17 protein-coding genes are annotated in these 20,429 nt (G+C 40.8%); 11 read left to right on the top strand and 6 right to left on the bottom strand.

Annotated features, from left to right (window positions below):
• Positions 1–26 precede the first annotated feature (26 nt).
• The 3 genes from OCI93_RS19325 to OCI93_RS19315 all read right to left on the bottom strand — a co-directional run bounded on the left by OCI93_RS19325 (position 27) and on the right by OCI93_RS19315 (position 5,739).
• Positions 27–1,166 carry a methionine aminotransferase gene (locus OCI93_RS19325; RefSeq protein ID WP_261594715.1) on the bottom strand — a complete coding sequence of 380 codons (1,140 nt, stop codon included), beginning with the start codon at positions 1,164–1,166 and terminating at the stop codon, positions 27–29.
• Between the two features lie 466 nt (positions 1,167–1,632).
• Positions 1,633–3,591, bottom strand: coding sequence for an alpha/beta hydrolase family protein (locus OCI93_RS19320; protein WP_261594716.1), 1,959 nt, complete (start codon positions 3,589–3,591; stop codon positions 1,633–1,635).
• Positions 3,592–3,978: 387 nt separating this feature from the next.
• Positions 3,979–5,739, bottom strand: a complete 1,761-nt coding sequence (locus OCI93_RS19315) for a DUF885 domain-containing protein (RefSeq protein WP_261627086.1) — start codon at positions 5,737–5,739, stop codon at positions 3,979–3,981.
• 303 nt (positions 5,740–6,042) lie between these two features.
• Here OCI93_RS19315 and OCI93_RS19310 point away from each other — a divergent pair, with 303 nt between their 5' ends.
• The 11 genes from OCI93_RS19310 (at position 6,043) to hemB (ending at position 15,657) form a co-directional block, all read left to right on the top strand.
• Positions 6,043–7,044 carry a GGDEF domain-containing protein gene (locus OCI93_RS19310; protein ID WP_261594718.1) on the top strand — a complete coding sequence of 334 codons (1,002 nt, stop codon included), beginning with the start codon at positions 6,043–6,045 and terminating at the stop codon, positions 7,042–7,044.
• A gap of 111 nt (positions 7,045–7,155) precedes the next feature.
• Positions 7,156–7,911 (top strand): bifunctional demethylmenaquinone methyltransferase/2-methoxy-6-polyprenyl-1,4-benzoquinol methylase UbiE, encoded by a 756-nt coding sequence (gene ubiE, locus OCI93_RS19305; protein ID WP_261594719.1) that lies wholly within the window; start codon positions 7,156–7,158, stop codon positions 7,909–7,911.
• A gap of 8 nt (positions 7,912–7,919) precedes the next feature.
• Positions 7,920–8,522 (top strand): ubiquinone biosynthesis accessory factor UbiJ, encoded by a 603-nt coding sequence (locus tag OCI93_RS19300; RefSeq protein ID WP_261627085.1) that lies wholly within the window; start codon positions 7,920–7,922, stop codon positions 8,520–8,522.
• A 10-nt stretch (positions 8,523–8,532) separates the two neighbouring features.
• Complete coding sequence (gene ubiB, locus OCI93_RS19295; protein WP_261594721.1) at positions 8,533–10,137, top strand: ubiquinone biosynthesis regulatory protein kinase UbiB; 1,605 nt, start codon at positions 8,533–8,535, stop codon at positions 10,135–10,137.
• 64 nt (positions 10,138–10,201) lie between these two features.
• Positions 10,202–10,429 (top strand): Sec-independent protein translocase subunit TatA, encoded by a 228-nt coding sequence (gene tatA / locus OCI93_RS19290; RefSeq protein ID WP_261594722.1) that lies wholly within the window; start codon positions 10,202–10,204, stop codon positions 10,427–10,429.
• Between the two features lie 3 nt (positions 10,430–10,432).
• Positions 10,433–10,741: a Sec-independent protein translocase protein TatB gene (gene tatB, locus OCI93_RS19285; RefSeq protein ID WP_261594723.1), complete on the top strand. Its 309-nt coding sequence runs from the start codon at positions 10,433–10,435 to the stop codon at positions 10,739–10,741.
• A gap of 32 nt (positions 10,742–10,773) precedes the next feature.
• Positions 10,774–11,511, top strand: coding sequence for a twin-arginine translocase subunit TatC (tatC, locus tag OCI93_RS19280; RefSeq protein ID WP_261594724.1), 738 nt, complete (start codon positions 10,774–10,776; stop codon positions 11,509–11,511).
• A 2-nt stretch (positions 11,512–11,513) separates the two neighbouring features.
• Positions 11,514–12,008, top strand: a complete 495-nt coding sequence (locus OCI93_RS19275; RefSeq protein WP_261594726.1) for a hypothetical protein — start codon at positions 11,514–11,516, stop codon at positions 12,006–12,008.
• Positions 12,008–12,799, top strand: a complete 792-nt coding sequence (locus OCI93_RS19270; RefSeq protein WP_261627084.1) for a TatD family hydrolase — start codon at positions 12,008–12,010, stop codon at positions 12,797–12,799. Before OCI93_RS19275 ends, OCI93_RS19270 begins: the two co-directional genes overlap by 1 nt.
• Positions 12,799–14,631, top strand: coding sequence for a sensor domain-containing diguanylate cyclase (locus OCI93_RS19265; protein WP_261627082.1), 1,833 nt, complete (start codon positions 12,799–12,801; stop codon positions 14,629–14,631). The genes OCI93_RS19270 and OCI93_RS19265 overlap by 1 nt, the downstream gene beginning before the upstream one ends.
• Before the next feature lie 15 nt (positions 14,632–14,646).
• Positions 14,647–15,657, top strand: coding sequence for a porphobilinogen synthase (gene hemB / locus OCI93_RS19260; protein WP_261594729.1), 1,011 nt, complete (start codon positions 14,647–14,649; stop codon positions 15,655–15,657).
• Positions 15,658–15,694: 37 nt separating this feature from the next.
• Here the strand turns inward: hemB and OCI93_RS19255 are convergent, their stop codons facing one another.
• The 3 genes from OCI93_RS19255 to OCI93_RS19245 all read right to left on the bottom strand — a co-directional run bounded on the left by OCI93_RS19255 (position 15,695) and on the right by OCI93_RS19245 (position 19,954).
• Entirely contained in the window at positions 15,695–16,090 is a 396-nt protein-coding gene (locus tag OCI93_RS19255; RefSeq protein WP_261627081.1) for a hypothetical protein, read from the bottom strand.
• A 178-nt stretch (positions 16,091–16,268) separates the two neighbouring features.
• Positions 16,269–18,356 carry an elongation factor G gene (fusA, locus tag OCI93_RS19250; RefSeq protein ID WP_261594731.1) on the bottom strand — a complete coding sequence of 696 codons (2,088 nt, stop codon included), beginning with the start codon at positions 18,354–18,356 and terminating at the stop codon, positions 16,269–16,271.
• Positions 18,357–18,652: 296 nt separating this feature from the next.
• Entirely contained in the window at positions 18,653–19,954 is a 1,302-nt protein-coding gene (locus OCI93_RS19245) for a GntP family permease (protein WP_261627080.1), read from the bottom strand.
• Positions 19,955–20,429: the final 475 nt, after the last annotated feature.

The following is a 20,429-nucleotide window of genomic DNA, read 5'->3' as shown; positions in this document are numbered from 1 at the left end:
GGGGGCACACACTTTTTAGTACTTATTTATAGTTCGCATAGCTTATGTGCTGCATTAATTAAGGTTTCTGTGTGCTTAGCAAAACATAAGCGAATAATTCTATCCTCAGGGGGAGAGTCATAAAATACACTTAATGGAATGGCTGCAACCCCTACCTCTTTGACTAAATATTCACAAAAGGCAATATCATTTAAATCTGAAATAGCTGAGTAATCTAACAGTAAAAAATAAGTCCCTTCGCTGGTCAAAACCTCAAACCGACTGCCTTTTAGAGCATTAACCAATATATTTCTTTTTTGTTGATAAAAGTCAGCCAGTTCATCTAGATGCGCACTTTGCTCTTTAAGCATGTCAGCCAGCGCTAATTGGGCTGGGGTGAAACTGGAAAAAGTAACATATTGATGTACTTTACGAAATTCTTCAGCCAAGTCGTGCGGTGCCACACAGTAGCCCATCTTCCAACCAGTACAGTGAAACGTTTTGCCAAAACTTGAGATAATGAAGCTGCGGGAAAAAATATCTTTATCTTTTAAAGCACTAAAATGAATATGACCATCAAAAGTAATATGCTCATAGACTTCATCACTTATTAATAAAAGATCATGCTTTACTAATAATGCTTTAAGCATCGCCACATCCTGTGCGGTCATTATTTTCGCCGTTGGATTATGAGGGGTATTGATAATAATGGCGCGTGTTTTTTCATTAATAGCTAGATTAACTTGTTGCCAATCAATACGAAAATTCGGTGAGCGCAAAGTAATATGCACGGCTTTGCCACCGGCCAGCTCTATTGCAGGTTTATAGCTATCGTAAGCGGGGTCAAAAATAATCACCTCATCACCTACTTGAGTAATCGCTTGAATAGCAACAAATAACGCTTCTGTTGCACCGCTAGTTACAGTAATAGAGCTTGCAGGGTCAACCACATGCTCATACTTACGCTCAATCAATGCTGCAATTTGCGCTTGCAGCTCCGCAACACCTGATGAAGGTGCATATTGATTGCACCCTTGCTCGCTGTAGTGCGCTAACTGCTTTTTAAGAAGCTCTGGCGCATCAAATTCAGGAAAACCTTGTGATAAATTAATGGCTTGATAGCGATTTGCCAACCCAGTCATTTGACTAAAAATACTGGTGCTTAGGTTTGGTAATTTACTTTTCAAAGTCCTTTCCTCTTTGGTGATGCTTTAAAAGCATACCAATTACATTAAATAAATGACCAAATATTGCGACGGCTAAATCACTTAGTAACAAGGCAAAAATTTCGGTATGTCGTTGCTCTATATGAGTCACTTAGCTCGCTAGAATGATCAATATTTTCATAGCACTGATATTAATCAGTGTAAATATGCAAAAGTACATACTAAATCAATAAAAAGATAGTGAATATTATCTGCTTTAAGTACATGCGATTATGTCAAAATATACTGTTCCAGCGGTATACCTCTATGAACCCTCCTTTACTTGACGGACCTCGTTATCCCCTAGTTAACGGAGAAAAAACGAGCGGATTATCCGAACATCCCCCTTCATTTGCCACAGCGTCACAGTATTTGTAAATATAAAAGAGAGGTTTCAACCGCTAAATTGAAACCTCTCTATGAATCATAAAACTTATTACTGAATAGCTTACAGTTTCATATGCTCTTCTAAAAAGGCCATTACAGTCTCATAATATTGCGCTCGATGCTTTGGCTTATAAAAACCATGCCCTTCATCATCTAATAACATATATTCATGAGGATGCTTTGCTGCTTTTAAGGCTTTAATTAATGACTCCGCTTGCTCTATAGGTGCTCTGTCATCTTCACCACCGTGCACAATCAGTACCGGTGCTTTAAGCTTCATAGTATTATAACTTGGAGAGAAAGCCTTTAGCTTGCTTGTGTCTTTCCCTAACACTTGAGTTAAGTAATTCGTGCCCGATTGACGCAATGCAATGTCACCTTCTTCAAACATCAACGGTAAGTCATATATACCCACAACACCGATAGCACATTTAAACATATCAGGCGCTACAATCGCACTTTGCAAAGCTGAATAGCCCCCAAAACTTGCACCCATAATGCAGATATTATCTTTGCTGGCATAGCCTTGTGACACCACATACTTTACCCCATCAATAATATCGTGCTGTATTTTACCACCCCACTGCTGGTAGCCTGCCGCCTGAAAGTTATCGCCATAGCCACCAGAACCCCTAAAGTTAACTTGTAAAACAGCAATCCCACGGCTGGCTAACATCTGCACTTCAGGATTAAATTCCCACCAATCTCGAGTATAATGTGGGCCGCCATGAGGCATAACAACCAGCGGCAAGTCTTTATCTTTGCTGCCTACAGGTAAGGTTAAATAGCCATGGATAGTTAATTTATCTCGTGATTGAAATGTAATCGACTTTGTTTGCGACATAAGATCTGGTTTTAACCATTCTCTTGCCGAAAACAATTGCTGTAGTTGACTGGTTTTTGAATCATATAAAAAGTATTGCCCCGCATTAATATCACTAGAGGCAAAAAATATGCTCTTTTTACCATCTTGAGTGTTGGATACTAAATGCACCTGATTGCCTTGCAGAACTCGTATGATGTTTTTCAAACGCTTGGCTTTGATTGAACCCTCATCTGGGAATATATAAGTCGGATAACCATTGTCGACTTCTATTGCATACAACTCTTTGTCATATTCACTTACCCATAATGCTTTCGGCGAAACCGTGTCATCTTGATAGATTTTAGTCGCCTTACCACTACTCAGTTCAAGCTTAAATATTCCCTCAGGCTCTCCTTTTTGAGAGGCTTGAATATAAACTTGTTCACCACTTTTATCGAAAGTAAGTAGCTCGATCGTACGAAAAGCCCCATCCAGCTTTAACATTTTCCATGTCGTGCCATCTTCATCTCGAATATAGATTTGAGTACTAATGCCATCTTTTGAGGCAGAAGCCCCACGCACGTTACCTTGATGATCGGTTAAAAATCTGGCCATATTTTCCGGCGATCTGGCGCGCAAAGTACGCTTGCCATTTTCCACATTAACTCTATATACTTTAGTGGTTGGCTCATTCGTTCCCGTCCACGGAATGTGATATATCAACATATGTTTAGGGTCATCATGAAGCGGGTCTAGAATATAAGAGATGCCTTCTAACGGTGTGGCTTTTCTAAGGTTTGAGCCCACTTGTCGCTCACCTTTAAAGCCAACCAAATACTTAGATTTTGAACCATTAGCATTCACCCCAAATAGTTCACCTTTATAACGAGGTTGGCTAGACCAACCACGTAAGTATTGCTTTTCCATCACCACACGCTCATCGTTGACCCATTCATAGTCGCCAACTTGGCCGTTTGCTTTAAAAGCAACGGCATGTGATAGCTTAAAAGTACTTGCATCAAGAATAAAAAGTGCATTTTTATCATCTTGTTTGGCAATAAAAGATATGTAATCTCCCTTTGGAGAGAGTTTTACATTTTGATAAGCAACATCTTTTGCAAAATCGGCTAAAGCAATGAGTGGTTTGTCCGTAGCCTTGCTGTGATAGCTAGTAACGCAGCCAAAGGTTAATAACAAGGTAAAGAGTAGGCGCATAAAATCCCTTTTTGAAATTTTGTGATTGAATTGTTATGCAAGTGTACCAAAATAAAGTTCAGCTTGTGAAGTTTAGGCCTTTGTACATGCACCGTTTAAGGTGATGAGATTCTCAAACAAGTGCACAATGGCAAAATAGGCTCAACTATGAGGCTAAGCAGGAAGACAGCAGTGCCCAAACATACGGCAGTCACCTTCCTGGCGAGCGCCAGAGTCTATTTTACGAGCTGCATTACCGTTTAACATGCAGTGTAATAAATATAATCAATAGGTTAGTAACCAACACGTTGCAAATTTATAAAGTAATTGACGAGCATCTACATTGAGAGAAAGGTTAAGACACTGCCAAAAGTATATGGCAGTGCTTCTGCTAGTATTATAAAACTGCTATTCACTGGCCAGAGTATTGTCTATGTACTGATTAATTTGCTCTTCAAGAATAAACAATGGCACAGAGCCATGACGCAGGATCTGATGATGAAACTCCCTTAAGTCAAACTGCGCCCCAAGCTTTTGCTCTGCCTCTTTACGCAACCGTTTAATTGTCAATTCGCCAATCTTGTACGATAGCGCCTGAGCAGGCCAAGATATATAACGGTCAGTTTCTGTTTTAACATTATGTAACGATAAAGCCGTATTGTTTTTCATAAAATCCATCGCTTGCTCACGACTCCAGCCAAACATATGCATTCCAGTATCCACAACTAATCGTACTGCACGCCACATTTCATACGTCAAACGACCAAAATTACTATAGGGGTCTTGATAAAACCCGGCCTCAAGCCCTAAATACTCTGAATATAATCCCCACCCTTCTCCAAAAGCTGAGATATATTCATTGCGTCGGTAATCAGGTAAGTAATCCATTTCTTCATTCAAGGCTATTTGTAAATGATGACCTGGCACCGCCTCATGTAAGGTAAGTGCTTCGAGTACATACAATGGCCGTTTATCCAAAGCATAAGTATTTACCAAGTAATAGCCTGCTTCCAAGTCATTGCTCGCGCCTTGATAGCGACCCGTAGTGTACTTTGGGGCTATGCTTTGCGGAACAGGAATAACGCCATAGGGTCTGCGCGGTAAAGTATGAAATAGCTTTGGCAACTGTGCATCCATCTGTTTGGAAATATAGGCTGCCTCTTTAAGGAGTTGCTGTGGCGTTTTGGCATAAAATTGAGGGTCCGTTCTCAAAAAATGAACAAATTCAGCAAATGTGCCTTCAAACCCAACTTCGGTAATAACAGACTCCATTTCTTTACGTATGCGGGCAACTTCTTTTAAGCCCAGTTCATGAACTTGTTTTGCTGACATATTTGTCGTCGTATAATATTGTGCTCTGTTTTCGTAATAAGCTTGACCATTTGGCGTATCTTTCAATGCAATACTGGTGCGTGCCGCAGGTCTATATTGCTCAATAAAAAACGTTAAATAATCTTGATATGCAGGCATCACTTTAGTCGTTAAAATTGACTGAGCTTGCACCTGCAGAGCAGCAAGCTCATTGGCTGGTAGTTTTGCTGTGTTTAGTTTAAATGGTGCATAAAAAACGGACTGAGTAACATCTTGATGAATAAAGCCCTCAATAGATGCTTCGTAGCCTTTTAGTACAACTTTAGGCTGCGTATAACCTGCTTTCATGCCCTCGCGCATCCAATGTATATTTTGTTCAAAAAAACGAGGGATTTCATTGAGTCGTTTTAAATATACTTCAAACCCAGTGGCTTTACTAAAATCGCTATAGCCAATGATTTGTGTGATTTCAGAGTGAAACCCGCCCTCAGAAGTTAAAGGTACTAAATGCTTTTTAAAACGATATTCATCCACTTTATTTTGGATTTGAGCGCGTAGTATCGTGTAATTAATTTGGTTTTCTTCGCTTAGCGTTTGGGTATCTATATTATCTAAACCCAAAAGCAGTTGTACTCTTTGTTGTTGTTGCTCTGCCAAAGCGGTTGCACTTAAATTCGGCAGGTAATAAGCCATATGTTCTGCGCGATTTTTATATGGCTGAACTTGCTGTCTGAACCCTGCAATTTGTTGCTCTAACTGAGCAAATTCATCATCACTAGATTTTGGCGTTGTTTGACAACCTGATAATAACGCACTCAGAAGAACCGCACTGAGCGATAGAGCAAAATTTTTAACCACTTTTTTATTCCTAGACGTCGGGGTTTTTCATGACTCTAGCCGAGCAAACACCCTTACTGCAAATAAAAGAGTTCAATCCCACAAATTGCAATATGCCAAAATAGTAGGCAAACTACGACAAATTGATGATAAAAAAAGCGAACAGTCGCATAAATTTAACTTTTCTATTTCAAATTGGCGCGTTTTGCTTTTAAATACAGATTGCACTCAGTGTGCTGATAAATATTATAGTAGTGAGACCTAGCCCATAAAATAAGGTAGGCCACTAAATTTCTAGAAAGCTCCATTACTGCGGTAAACAAAATGATGTTCCATGACTCCATGGCTAATGCACAAGAAAAAATGACTCAAGTTTGCTTGTTTCTAGAGCAACACCATTTGCCGCCAACGCCTATGAACTATCATGTAACATATACCTATATCAGTAAATGCGATACTGCGCTGAACGAAGCTTTAGACAATGCCATTAACGATAAACAAAAAGTAGATAGCATATTTATTGAACACCTTTATTTCGAGTATCTAAATAAAGGGCACAAAACCGAAACTGAACTTCTCAGTAACGTTGACGATGTTCTGGCGAGTCTTTCTAAAACGTCCAACGAATCACAAAAACACATCGCTAATTTCGCACAAAAAATCACCACCTGTGCGCAAGACTTAGATGAAAATAATATCGCAAAAAGCAAAAGAGCCATAACTCAACTTAGCCAATCTACGGATACAATATTAAAACAGCATCAAGTATTCAAAGCGCAACTTAAAAAAGCGCGCATGATGCACATCAAATCACAACAGCAACTACAGTATCTACGTAAGCAACATATCATTGACCCACAAACGGGCCTTTATAAACGACACTTTTTAAACCAGCAAACACAGGCATGGTTAGCCAAAGATAAATCTATTTGCGCAATTGCGATTCATATCACAAATTTACATGATTTTACTCAACAATATGGTGATGTTATTGGCGAAGTTATCCTCAATAGAGTAGCCAAGAAAGTACAGTCATATGTATTCGAAAGTGGTTTACCTGGGCGTACCCGAGCACAAGAATTTACCGTTTTGTTAGCTGATATAGAGCCGACAACGGCCAATGTAATCGCCGAAAAAATTCGCAAAGGCGTCGAAAAAATTAAATTTGTTAGCTCTAAAAGCGATATTGAATTACCTCGTATTCAACTATCATTAGGTATTGCAAAAAGACATCAGGAACAAAATTTCGATGAGCTAGCATACAAAGCACATTTAGCAGCTCATAAAGCATACTTGTCTGATCAAAGCAGCTTTAGCGTTTCATAAAGCGTACAAGCCAGCTATCTGATAAATTCTGCAGCGATAAATTGCACCTAAGTGACGCAATCAAGTACACTAGAGCACAATTTAGCGTAACCACCTAAGCAGAGAAGCACCATGAAAGAGTCGCAACAAAACACCACTGATTTTGGTTATAAAACAGTAGCCCGAGATGAAAAAGCCTCGATGGTGGCTGATGTATTTCATTCCGTAGCCGCTAAGTACGATATTATGAATGATCTAATGTCATTTGGCATTCACCGTTTATGGAAACGTCAAGCTATTGCATGTTCAGGCGTGCGAAAAGGGCACCGCGTGCTTGACTTAGCCGGTGGTACTGGGGATCTAACCGCCAAATTCAGCCAGCTTGTTGGCGATACCGGTCAAGTAATTTTAGGTGATATCAACGACTCCATGCTTAAAGTAGGCCGAGATAAACTGCGTGATTTAGGCTTAGTTAATAATATTGAATACGTACAAATGAACGCTGAAGCACTCCCATTTCCAGACAATAGTATTGATGTGATCACAATTGCGTTTGGTTTACGTAATGTAACAGACAAAGATGCGGCGCTAAAATCTATGTATCGTATTCTGAAGCCTGGTGGTCGTCTTTTAATATTGGAGTTTTCTAAAACCGACAGTGAAGCACTCTCTAAAATTTACGACTTTTACTCTTTTAACTTACTCCCTTCGATGGGTAAATTAGTGGCTAACGATAGCGAGTCGTATCGTTATTTGGCTGAGTCTATTCGTATGCACCCAGATCAAGAGACGTTAAAAGACATGATGGAAAACGCTGGTTTTGAACAAGCTAATTACCAAAATATGACCGGTGGTATTGTCGCACTTCATCGCGGTTTTAAATACTAGGGGATGGCATGATCAAAACTCTGCTTGTAGCAGCTGCTGAGCGTGTTCTTAATGGAGCTCTTAATTTAGACCCTCATTTTGCAGCACCACTAAAAAAGGTACAGCATAAAGTTTTAGCCATTGAAATTAGGGATTGGCAGCAAACTTTTGCACTCACGTACACAGGCCAAAGTTTTATGCTGTTTAACAATTTCCAAGAGCAAAGTGATTGTCATATTAGCGCCAGCATAGCTACTTTATCTGAGCTTAAAGAACCGAGTCAATTAACCCGACTTATTCGTCAAGAAAAGCTGGACCTAGAAGGTGATTTACATCTGGCGCAAACATATAGCCAAAGTTTTTCTAACCTAGACATTGATTGGGCTGAACATCTATCTGAGTATCTTGGTGATGCAGGCGCACAACAGCTAGTACAGCAAATTAAACATGTGATCACACGTACCAAAAAAGCAGATAGCATATTAAGTAATACAACCCAAGAACTATGTCAGGATGAGCTTAAGGTCACCATCCATCCGCTCGAAATGACACAGTTTAAAGCGCATACCCGTGAGCTTAAACAACATGCAGCGCAACTAGAACAACGCATTAATCAACTACTCGCTCGTTAAGGAATCCAGTTTGGCCATCGCTCGTTTATATCAAATCACACACACTTTGCTCAGTTTTGGGCTTGATGAGTTTATTCCTGAACAAAAACGACCTTGGTTTGCGCGCACCGCTAGAAATAGCTTATTTTGGATCCGCAACAACCATGCCGATAAGCCGATTGGCGTAAGGCTAAGATTAGCGTTACAAGCATTAGGCCCGGTATGGATAAAATTTGGCCAAATGCTATCAACTCGTCGAGACTTGCTACCGCAAGACGTCGCTGAAGAGTTGGCTGTACTGCAAGATAAAGTCGCCCCATTTGATGGCGTTCGAGCGCAAGCATTAATAGAACAAGCACTACAAATTAACGATATTAACGAGTTGTTTAGTGAATTTGATCAAGTGCCATTAGCATCAGCCTCTATTGCACAAGTACATACTGCAACACTTGTGCATAATGGCAGTGAAAAAGATGTGGTAATTAAGGTTATTCGCCCAGATATTGAACAACAAATAACGGCAGACTTAGCGCTTATGACACAATTTGCTCGATTGCTGGTCAAGCTTTTTAAGCCTAGCCGCCGCTTAAGGCCTGTTGAAGTAGTCAAAGAATATAAAAAAACCTTACTCGATGAATTAGACCTCATGCGAGAAGCCGCTAATGCCATTCAGCTAAAGCGTAACTTTACTGACTCCGAGTCACTTTATATCCCTGAAGTATATAGCGATCATTCACGTAAAAATGTGCTAGTAATGGAACGTATTTATGGGATACCGGTGTCGGACACAGAAGCATTACTCAAGCAAGGCACCAATATGAAGTTACTTGCTGAACGCGGTGTTGAGGTGTTTTTCACTCAAGTATTTAGGGATAGTTTTTTTCATGCTGACATGCATCCAGGTAATATTTTTGTTTCTCGCAACACACCTCATAACCCACAATACATTGGTATCGATTGCGGTATCGTTGGCACTTTAAATAAAGAAGATAAGCGCTATTTAGCTGAAAATTTTATTGCTTTTTTTAATCGTGATTATCGCCAAGTTGCTCAGTTGCATGTAGATTCTGGTTGGGTGCCTGCAGATACCTGTGTCGAGGAGTTTGAGTTTGCCATTCGTACCGTATGTGAGCCTATTTTTAATAAGCCACTGGCAGAAATTTCTTTCGGTCATGTACTGGTAAACTTATTTAATACCGCCAGGCGTTTTAACATGGAAGTACAGCCGCAGCTTGTATTACTGCAAAAAACGCTACTGTATGTAGAAGGTCTGGGTCGTCAACTATACCCTCAGTTAGATCTCTGGCAAACAGCAAAGCCATTTTTAGAGCAGTGGGTGAAAGAGCAAATTGGGCCTTGGTCTTTGCTTAAACAAATGTATGCAAACCTGCCTTTTTGGGCAGAAAAAATGCCTGAAATTCCAGATCTTATCTACCATAACTTAAAACGTAGTAATCAACAATTGGTGAATATCACACCTAAAAAAGAGACCAAACCTATATTACTTGGTATGTTAGCCTGTGCATCACTCATTTGTGCCAGTCTCACTTATTTGGCACAAGATTGGTTAGCATCGGGTTTATCGCTCTCAGTAAGCGCCATTCTATTTATTAGTGCGTGGCGCAAAATAGGGTGATATTTTGCTCACTGGGCGTATAATCACAACAACTTATTAAGTTTTTATCGCAAACGGAGTCATCATGGGTTTAGGTGGGATCAGTATTTGGCAGCTCTTAATCGTGTTAGCCATCATCGTTTTGTTATTTGGAACAAAGAAGCTACGTGGTATTGGTGGCGATTTAGGTGGTGCTGTCAAAGGCTTTAAAAAGGCAATGTCTGATGAAGGTAAAACCACAACACAGCTAAGCGAGCAACAAGCACAAACAAGCGCGACTGAGCAAGAAAAAAAAGACAAAGACAAGGTATAACTGATGGGTATGTGGGAGCTTGTGGTGGTCCTGATTGTTGGCCTAATCGTATTGGGTCCCGAGCGCTTGCCTGTTGCAATACGCACAGTGAGCCGCTGGGTTAATACTATCAAATCTGTCGCTAACTCAGTCAAAGCTGAAGTTAATGAAGAGCTACGTGTTCACGAACTACATACCAACTTAAAAAAAGCTGAACAGCAAAATATGCAAGACTTACCTGATGAGCTTAAACACTCAGTGAGTGAGTTACAAAAAGCAGCTGAGTCAGTAAAGCACAGTTATAAAAATGCATCCGACGTCAAAAAAGACTGATAAAAGCGTAATTAAGAAGTAAAGAGCAACTTATGTCACAAGCCCAACAAAGCGGTTTTATCGGCCATTTAATTGAACTGCGTAATCGGGTCATGAAAGCACTCCTCAGCGTGTTGGTGATTTTTATTGCACTCGTGTATTTCGCGAATGACATTTACAGCTATGTTGCAGCGCCTTTAATAGCAAGCTTACCTGAAAGCAGTACAATGATTGCTACAGATGTAACGGCTCCTTTTTTTGCTCCCTTTAAGTTGACACTTTTTGTCGCACTTTTCGCTGCTATACCTATGATATTACATCAACTCTGGAGTTTTATCGCACCAGGATTATATCAGCATGAAAAGCGAATGCTGATACCTGTGCTATTTTCAAGTATTGTATTGTTTTACGCAGGCATTGCATTTTGCTATTTTGTTGTTTTACCCATCGTACTTGGCTTTTTTACCAGCGTGGGCCCGCAAGAGATGACTTTATCGCCTGATATTAGTAGCTACCTAAGTTTTACGCTTAAACTATTTTTTGCTTTTGGAGTTGCATTTGAGATCCCCGTTGCAATTATGCTGTTATGCTGGAGTGGCGCAACATCAGTGCAAAGTTTGAAAGAAAAGCGCCCATACATGGTGGTTGGCTCATTTGTTGTGGCCATGTTTTTAACCCCCCCCGATGTGCTTTCACAAACACTTTTAGCCATCCCTATGTTGATACTGTTTGAGCTTGGGTTGTTGCTAGCTAAATTATATACGAAAGAATCAGAACAACAGGAATCGTAAAAATGAAAAAATTAGCACTATTAGGCGTTCTATTTGCAAGTACATACGGACTTGCTGAACCAATCAATGAACAAGCGCTATCTGCTTGTACGTTGATTGAGAAAGACTTTCAACGTCTAGTGTGTTTTGACAAAGTAATGGCAAATCAACCCATTGATATTGAACAAACCGTTGCAAGCCATACCTCAAAAAAAACGACACTAAAGCAAACCCTGTCAAATGAGCAAAAATTTGGTATGTCCAAAAAACTACTAAAAGAGAAAACCGACTTCTCTGAAGCTCAACAGATAAGTGCCACTATCATCGAAGTGAAGAAATCACCTACTGGCTCGCGCTTGTTTAAACTAGACATTGGCCAATCATGGAAACAACTTGGAACAAACTCTTTCTATGCCAAAAAGGGTGACAAAATTGAAATAGAGCGAGGCACTTTAGACTCCTTCCTTATGAAAAAGGTTGGCTCAAACCGTAGTATTAGAGTCAAGCGAGTGGACTAATGACAACGCGCTATATCGATGCTGGCGTAAACCTCACGAGTTCACAATTCGATGACGCTCGCGACGATATTGTTATGCGAGCAAAACAAGCTGGTGTAGATAATATGCTACTCATCGGTACAAATACGCAAGACTCAATGCACTGCCTGCAGCTCGCTCGCCATTACGGCTTTGTTTGTACCTCAGGCATTCATCCACATGATGCAAAAAGTACCCAGGCTGACTATATTGCACAACTCAAAACCTTATTTTTACACCCTGAAGTGGTCGCTGTTGGTGAGTGCGGGCTAGACTTTAATCGCAACTTCTCCCCTCGCTCTGAGCAAATCAGCGTGTTATCACAGCAACTTGAATTGGCAGAGCAAAACAATTTGCCAGTGTATTTGCATGAACGAGATGCGTTTGATGCTATGCGCGCGCAGTTAGAGCAAGTTAAGGTACACGGCGTGCTACATTGCTTCACGGGTGATAAACACGCTCTCGATTTTTATCTACACTATGGCTTGATGATAGGTATCACAGGTTGGGTGTGCGATGAACGAAGAGGAGCACAGTTGCAACAACTGGTTCCATTAATCCCCGATGATAGGTTATTAATTGAAACAGACGCCCCCTATTTATTGCCCCGAACTTTAAAGCCCAAGCCAAAGTCACGCCGTAATGAGCCCGCTTTTGTTGAGGCCATCGTTCGCGAAGTGGCTAGACTCAGAGGACAAAGCTGTGAACATGTCGCGAAAATTAGTCATGCTAATTTTCAACGGTTATTTATAACGAGGCGAGGCACTCAATAATGCGTTTACTCTGCTTTTTATTGTGCCTATTTTTTATAAGCGTATCAGCCCAAGCATTTGAGATCCCTGAAGGCTTCAAAAAACAGGCCTCACTGCCATTTGCTTATACGCAAAATAATAGTCAAACATTGGAGCAGCTTCACACTAGCAACCCCAGCTGGAAACCCGTTAAGAGTGGCTTTTTACCGCTTAATAAAAAAATGACAAGCACATGGCTTCGAGTCCCTTTAAGCAACCTGTCAAAACAAGATTTACCATTATTATTAAGCGTGAACAATAATCAACTTAATAAGGTAACTGCTTTTGTACCAGAGCATAATCGCTCAATTTTAGTAGCATATGCAAATGACTACCAAAATAGTGTGCAACCACCAATTTCACATCAGGTGCAACTTGTCCCACTTAAATTATCACCTTATGGTAATAGTGTGATTTACTTGCATGTAGAGAATAACAGGCAAGCCTACCTGCCCTTAAGTTTGTGGCACCCTATTGAATATTTAAAGTATACCAGTAAATTTAACCTTCTCTACGGTATGCTTGCGGGCTTCATTGTCGCGATGATGCTTACTAATATCACGCTATATTCATTTACACGCAAAAATTACTTTTTCTTTGGCGGTTTAACTATTGCAGCAATTTGGTTATTGAACGTACATTTATATGGGTTTAGTCATCGCTATCTCTACAGTAATTGGTTATGGCTTCAACAATATGGCCAAGCCCTATTTATGGTGCTTTCAACTTGGTTATTTGTTCCAATATTAAAAATCACATTAGTGCCTAAAAATGCGCTCAAAACGCAGCATATTTTAACTTTAATGCTCAAAGCAGGCCTCATTTGTGCGACTATGATACCTCTGTTCTCACATCATATTGCTCTGTATATTGCTTTTGGATATTGCTTCACGTTGGCCTTAACTTATGTCTATTTAGCCATAATTGCATATAAACGCGCGCAATCATTTTACAAAGCTTACTTGCTGATGTTTTCCTTGCTCGTATTGGTCCTAAGCTATCAAAGTGCTTTTGAATTTGGTCTACTATCAAGCGCCGTGTTAGATAGACCCCTCACCTATGTTTGCTATTTAATGATCAGCATGATTTTAAGCTACACATTAGCACGACAATATATTCAGCAGCGTGATAGTAAAATAAAACAGCAGCAAGCACGCCTTGCGCAAACTCGTGCTGAAGATGCGCTGTTAAAAGAACGCTTACACCTGCAAACACAAGCACAGGAAAAACTCGAAAACAGTATTGATGAACGTACCTTTGAGCTTGAAGTCACACTCAGGGAACTACAAGATAAGAATCGTGAGTTAGAAAAGCTCAATATGGAAGATGCACTAACCAAAGTAAAAAATCGTCGTTACTTTGACAAGCGTATCATGATGGAGGTAAGGCGCTCACGCAGAGAGCAAACTATGCTTAGCGTAGTGATGCTAGACATTGACCACTTCAAAAAAATCAATGATAACTATGGCCATGTCGTAGGCGATCATGCCATTTGTGCGGTTGCCAGAGTCATTGAAAAACATCTAAAACGACCTTCGGACGATGTGTTCAGGTATGGAGGAGAGGAGTTTGTACTCCTTTTGCCCAATACGCAGCTAGACGGTGCCTTAGAAATTGCTGAACTTATCCGCCAAAGCTTACAAAATACACATGTCGACTTTGATGGACAACAACTCAATATGACACTCAGTGCCGGCGTATACAGCGCTATTGCTAACGATAGTAAAAACCCCACTCTTTTTACCGATTTTGCTGATAAAGCACTCTATCAGGCCAAACAGCAAGGACGAAATCGCGTCATTGCCTACCAATAACTTTAGGAGATTACTGTGGCTCAATCAGGATTAGATTTATTTCCATACACGCGGATGCGTCGCATGCGTCGTAATGACTTTTCAAGACGTTTAATGAGCGAGAATCAGTTAACGGTTAACGATCTCATCTTTCCTGTCTTTGTATTAGAGGGTAAAAACCGACGTGAAGCCATTGAATCAATGCCTGGCATTGAGCGCCTATCTATCGATTTATTACTAGAGGAAGCTGCAGATCTCGTTGCCTTGGGTGTGCCTGCTATTGCAATATTCCCTGTTACTCCTACAGATAAAAAGTCGCTCAATGCAGAAGAGGCATATAATCCAGAAGGGCTTGCACAGCGCACTGTGAAGGCGTTAAAAACAACCTACCCACAACTTGGTGTGATCACTGATGTTGCACTGGACCCGTTCACAGTTCATGGCCAAGATGGCATAATTGACGATGACGGCTACGTAATAAACGACGTCACAACTGAAGTGCTAATCAAGCAGGCTCTCTCTCATGCTGACGCTGGAGCCGATATCGTAGCCCCTTCAGATATGATGGATGGTCGCATTGGCGCAATACGTGAAGCATTGGAAGCACAGGGGCATATCCACACTCGCATCATGGCTTATTCCGCCAAGTATGCATCTAGCTACTACGGACCATTTCGCGATGCAGTTGGCTCAGCTAGTAATTTAAAAGGGGCGGATAAAAAAACCTATCAAATGGACCCTGCAAACTCTGATGAAGCATTGCGAGAAGTTGCATTAGATTTACAAGAAGGTGCTGATATGGTGATGGTAAAACCAGGTATGCCATATCTTGATATTGTGCGCCGCGTCAAAGACGAATTCCAAGTGCCTACTTTTGCTTATCAAGTCAGCGGTGAGTATGCTATGCATCGAGCAGCGATAGACAATGGCTGGCTTGCTGAAAAGCCCTGCATTATGGAATCACTATTAGCATTTAAACGTGCTGGTGCCGATGGCATTTTAACCTACTTTGCAAAGCAGGCTGCAATTTGGCTTAACGAAAAGTAGAGATTGAATCAAAAAATGCGCCGTTATGGCGCATTTGCTATTTGCTTGCTAAAAGCTGCTCAGCCTTAGTAAAACCGGCCTCGCTCAAACTCCAACTGTAGAATGACTTTACTTCACCAGATTGTTTCTTAACGAGTAACACAGTCAATATAAAAAATCGCTTACGTTGGATCTGTTCAATATCTTCGGTCACAATATAATGCGTACTCAGCCCTAGTGAATAGCTAATACCCGCCCTATCAATATGTACAAAGCGCTTATCAAGTAAAGCCAATAACAATGAAAAAATGCTAGCTCCGATTAACGCGTAACACATAACTGAAATGGTCACAGTGCCAGAGTCTAGCATGGAAGCAAAACCAAATAAGCCAAAGCTGCCCAAAAGGTACAACCCATATAGTAACCAGTTTACTGATAAATCAACGGTTCTCACTATATACCTCCATATTCTCATACCAAATGATGAAAATATTTTATTAATCAGAACGCAATGATAGCACAGTTAGTACCTAAATCAATTACACCCTCTTACATAGCAGCACTTTTTTATTAGGCATAAAAAAACCGCTTGATTTACAAGCGGTTTTTTCGAGTTTAAAAACTAACTAAATTTATTTAGCTGCTTTTTTCTCTTTTTCTGCAGCAATTACTGTCTCAGCAACATTTTGCGGACATGGTGCGTAGTGTGAGAACTCCATAGAGAACTGACCACGACCTGAAGTAATTGTACGTAAGTGACCGATATAACCAAACATCTCAGAAAGAGGCACGTCACCTTTGATGCGAACGCCTGTTAGGCCTGCTTCTTGGTCTTTGATCATACCACGACGACGGTTAAGGTCACCGATTACATCACCAACGTTATCCTCTGGCGTGAACACATCTACTTTCATGATTGGCTCAAGAAGCTGTGCACCTGCTTTAGGGATAGATTGACGGAAAGCGCCTTTAGCCGCGATTTCGAATGCGATTGCTGATGAGTCAACTGCGTGGAAGCCACCGTCGAATAACTCAACTTCAACGTCTAAAACTGGGAAGCCAGCTAGAACACCTTCGTTCATCATTGACTTGAAGCCTTTCTCAACTGCAGGCCAGAATTCTTTAGGTACGTTACCACCAACAACTGATGAAGAGAACGTGAAACCAGAATTTTGCTCACCAGGCTTAATACGGTAGTCAATCTTACCAAACTGACCAGAACCACCTGATTGCTTCTTGTGCGTGTAGCTATCTTCAATTTCTTGAGTGATAGTTTCACGGTATGCAACCTGAGGTTGACCAACAATTAAGTCTACGCCGTAAGTACGCTTAAGGATATCTACCTTAATGTCTAGGTGTAATTCACCCATTCCTTTAAGGATAGTTTCACCTGAATCTTCGTCAGTCTCAACTTGGAAAGATGGATCTTCTGCAACCATTTTACCGATAGCGATACCCATTTTCTCGTTACCGCCTTTATCTTTAGGCTGTACCGCGATTGAGATTACTGGTTCAGGGAAGATCATCGCTTCAAGTGTACACTCATGCTTAGGATCACATAAAGTATGACCTGTTTGAACGTTCTTCATACCTACTACTGCGATGATATCACCCGCTTGTGCTTCAGTAAGTTCGTTACGCTCATCTGCTTGCATCTCAACCATACGGCCAATACGCTCAGTTTTACCTGTTGCAGAGTTAAGAATGGTATCACCTTTTTTCATACGACCAGAGTAGATACGGATGAATGTAAGGGCGCCGAAACGGTCGTCCATGATTTTGAACGCTAGCGCTTTTAGAGGCTCATCAGCAGAAACAGTTGCAACTTCACCAGTAGGTTCACCCGTGTCTTTGTCTGTTAATGGCTGAGGGTCAACTTCTGTTGGCGCAGGTAAGTAATCTACAACAGCGTCAAGTACTAATTGAACACCTTTGTTTTTGAACGCAGAACCACAGTAAGTTGGGAAGAATGCAAGATCACGTGTACCTTTACGGATACAACGCTTGATATCTTCTAAAGAAGGTACTTCACCTTCCATGTACGCTTCCATTAAGTCATCGTCTTGCTCTACCGCTGACTCGATGAGTAGCTCATGGTACTCTTCAACTTTGTCTACCATATCAGCAGGCACGTCTGTGATTTCGTAGTTTTCTGGAAGACCAGTGTTATCCCAAACGTATGCTTTTTTAGTTAATACGTCTACAACACCAACGAAATCATCTTCGATACCGATTGGTAACGTCATTACCAATGGGTTAGCTGCAAGTACGTTTTTAACTTGAGCTACTACGCGATAGAAATCAGCACCCATACGGTCTAGCTTGTTTACGAAAATAACACGTGCAACTTCTGACTCATTCGCATAGCGCCAGTTAGTTTCTGATTGAGGCTCAACACCACCAGAACCACAGAATACACCAATACCACCGTCAAGTACTTTTAGTGAACGGTATACTTCAACTGTAAAGTCAACGTGTCCTGGAGTGTCGATAACGTTAAAGCGGTGTTCTTTCCACTCACACGTTACAGCTGCTGACTGGATAGTAATACCACGCTCAGCTTCTTGGTCCATGAAGTCAGTTGTAGACTCACCGTCGTGTACTTCACCAGTTTTGTGAATTTTACCAGTAAGTTTTAGGATACGCTCAGTGGTGGTAGTTTTACCCGCATCAACGTGCGCGAAAATACCAATGTTTCTGTACTTCGATAAATCTGCCATTGTTTTGCTCTATAAAGTAGGAAAATTATTCGGCGGGAGTATATCACCTCTTATAACGAACATCATCCTTCATATCGCTTAAAATGCAGTCAATTTGTGAAAAAGTGCTTTTTGTCATCAATACACATTAAAATACGAGCGAAATGGCTCCGCAACTGAAAAAGAACCAAGAATACCAGTTGCATTAAATAAATGACCAAATATTGCAACAGATAAATGATTTAATAAAATTAGAATCACTTGTAATAAGGCACTATTACTAAATAAAAGTGCCTTAGTGACTACTCACATATCCTCTAAAATAGAATAAACAAGCCTAATATCAGCCCCAACCCTAAAAGTGGCACCACAATAGTCAACATCGCGAGCGGCCAATACGCCGCCTGATGAGTTTCTTTACAAATCGCTCGTACTGTCGTCACTACATAGCCATTATGCGGTAAAGTATCTATTGCACCTGAGCTTATTGCAACCACTCGATGCAATTCACTATTATTGACACCTAAATCAATATAATGCGGCGCAACAAGTGGCAAAGCAATCGCTTGCCCACCCGAAGCTGACCCAGTTAATCCTGCTATTACACTGACTGCGATAGCCGCACCTAGCAATTCATTACCCGGGATCTGCGTCATTAAAGCCACCGCTTCTTGAAATGCAGGCGTCACTTTAGCCACTGCACCAAATCCAACCACTACAGCCGTATTACCAATCGCGATTAAAGCACCTGTGGTGCCCAAGTTAATCGCCTGCTGCAAATTAACAAAATGCTTAAAGTTACAAACCAAAATACTCAATACCCCACCCAGTAACGCCACAATTAATGCGCTTTGCTGTAGCGTTTCGTGCAAAGTAAATGATAACGCCAGCACCACAAGTAAAGGAATTAGACCTGTAACTGGGTGTGGCAGATGTCGCTTAAATTCTTCAGGGTCGTCAGCACGAACTTCAAATACCTCACCATTTTGCTGTGCTTTTTTAATCATCTTCATCAATAAAAAATAACCGAATAAAGCCATAAATACCGCCACAACCAAACTTTCTTGCCAAGCCGCATAAGGGGATGTACCTAAATATTTAATCGGTATCCAGTTTTGGATTTCGGGAGAGCCGGCTGAAGTCATAGTAAAAGTGACCGAACCAAAAGCTAACGTGGCAGGAATAAAACGTCTTGGCAAGTTAGCATCTTTAAATAAACTCAATGCCATGGGGTAAACGGAAAATGCCACAATAAATACACTCACCCCGCCATAGGTGAGTAATGCACAAGCCAAAACGACCGCTAGTACCGCATATTTTATACCCAGCTTGCCAACAATATAATGCGCAATCGCATCAGCGGAGCCTGTGTCTTCCATAAATTTACCAAATAAAGAACCAAGCAAAAACATAAAAAACCAAGCCTGAATAAAGCCACTAAAGCCGCTCATGTAACTGCTAATAAAGTCCACCTCAGAACCAGAGGGAAACACAGTGATACTACTACTTAATGCAACCAACAAGGCGCATAATGGCGCACAAAGAAATAGGTTCATTCCCCGTAGCGTCAACACAATTAACAGCCCAAGAGCACCAACAAGCCCCAACATGCTTAGCATAAAATCCCTTCTTATTATTCTTTAGCACAACACGCTGTTAGCATTGAACAAAAACACAGCAAATTCAAGATTAAAAGCATTGAGTGGAATAATAATATTAACATGACCGTTTTGGTTTCTTACTCCAGTAGCTATTCATTCCAAGCTAAGCCAGTCACAGCTCAAATGAAAATAAATCTCATTTGAGTGTTGACACCTTTACAAATCTAACTGATAATCAATCTCAACAAGGCGAGATTAACAGCTCTCTTTGTTAGTAATTCATATTGTTTCTCGACCCTGAAACACACGTGTGGCGCACGTAAACAGCCAAAGGTTAAGTCTGTTTGTAACAACGCCCCTTGATACAAACACATTAACTTACTCACTATTTTACTTGCTACATTGCTCATATCGGTGACGGTAGATATGACACTAAAAAGCCCCTTGTGGGCTTTTTTTATGCTTAAATTTCACCCAACAATTTAAATGAAAA

This window comes from Pseudoalteromonas holothuriae, from assembly GCF_945859825.1.
GTDB classification, from domain to species: domain Bacteria; phylum Pseudomonadota; class Gammaproteobacteria; order Enterobacterales; family Alteromonadaceae; genus Pseudoalteromonas; species Pseudoalteromonas holothuriae.
Note: the sequence above shows the minus strand (reverse complement) of the source record. Positions and strands in the feature narration are given on the sequence as shown.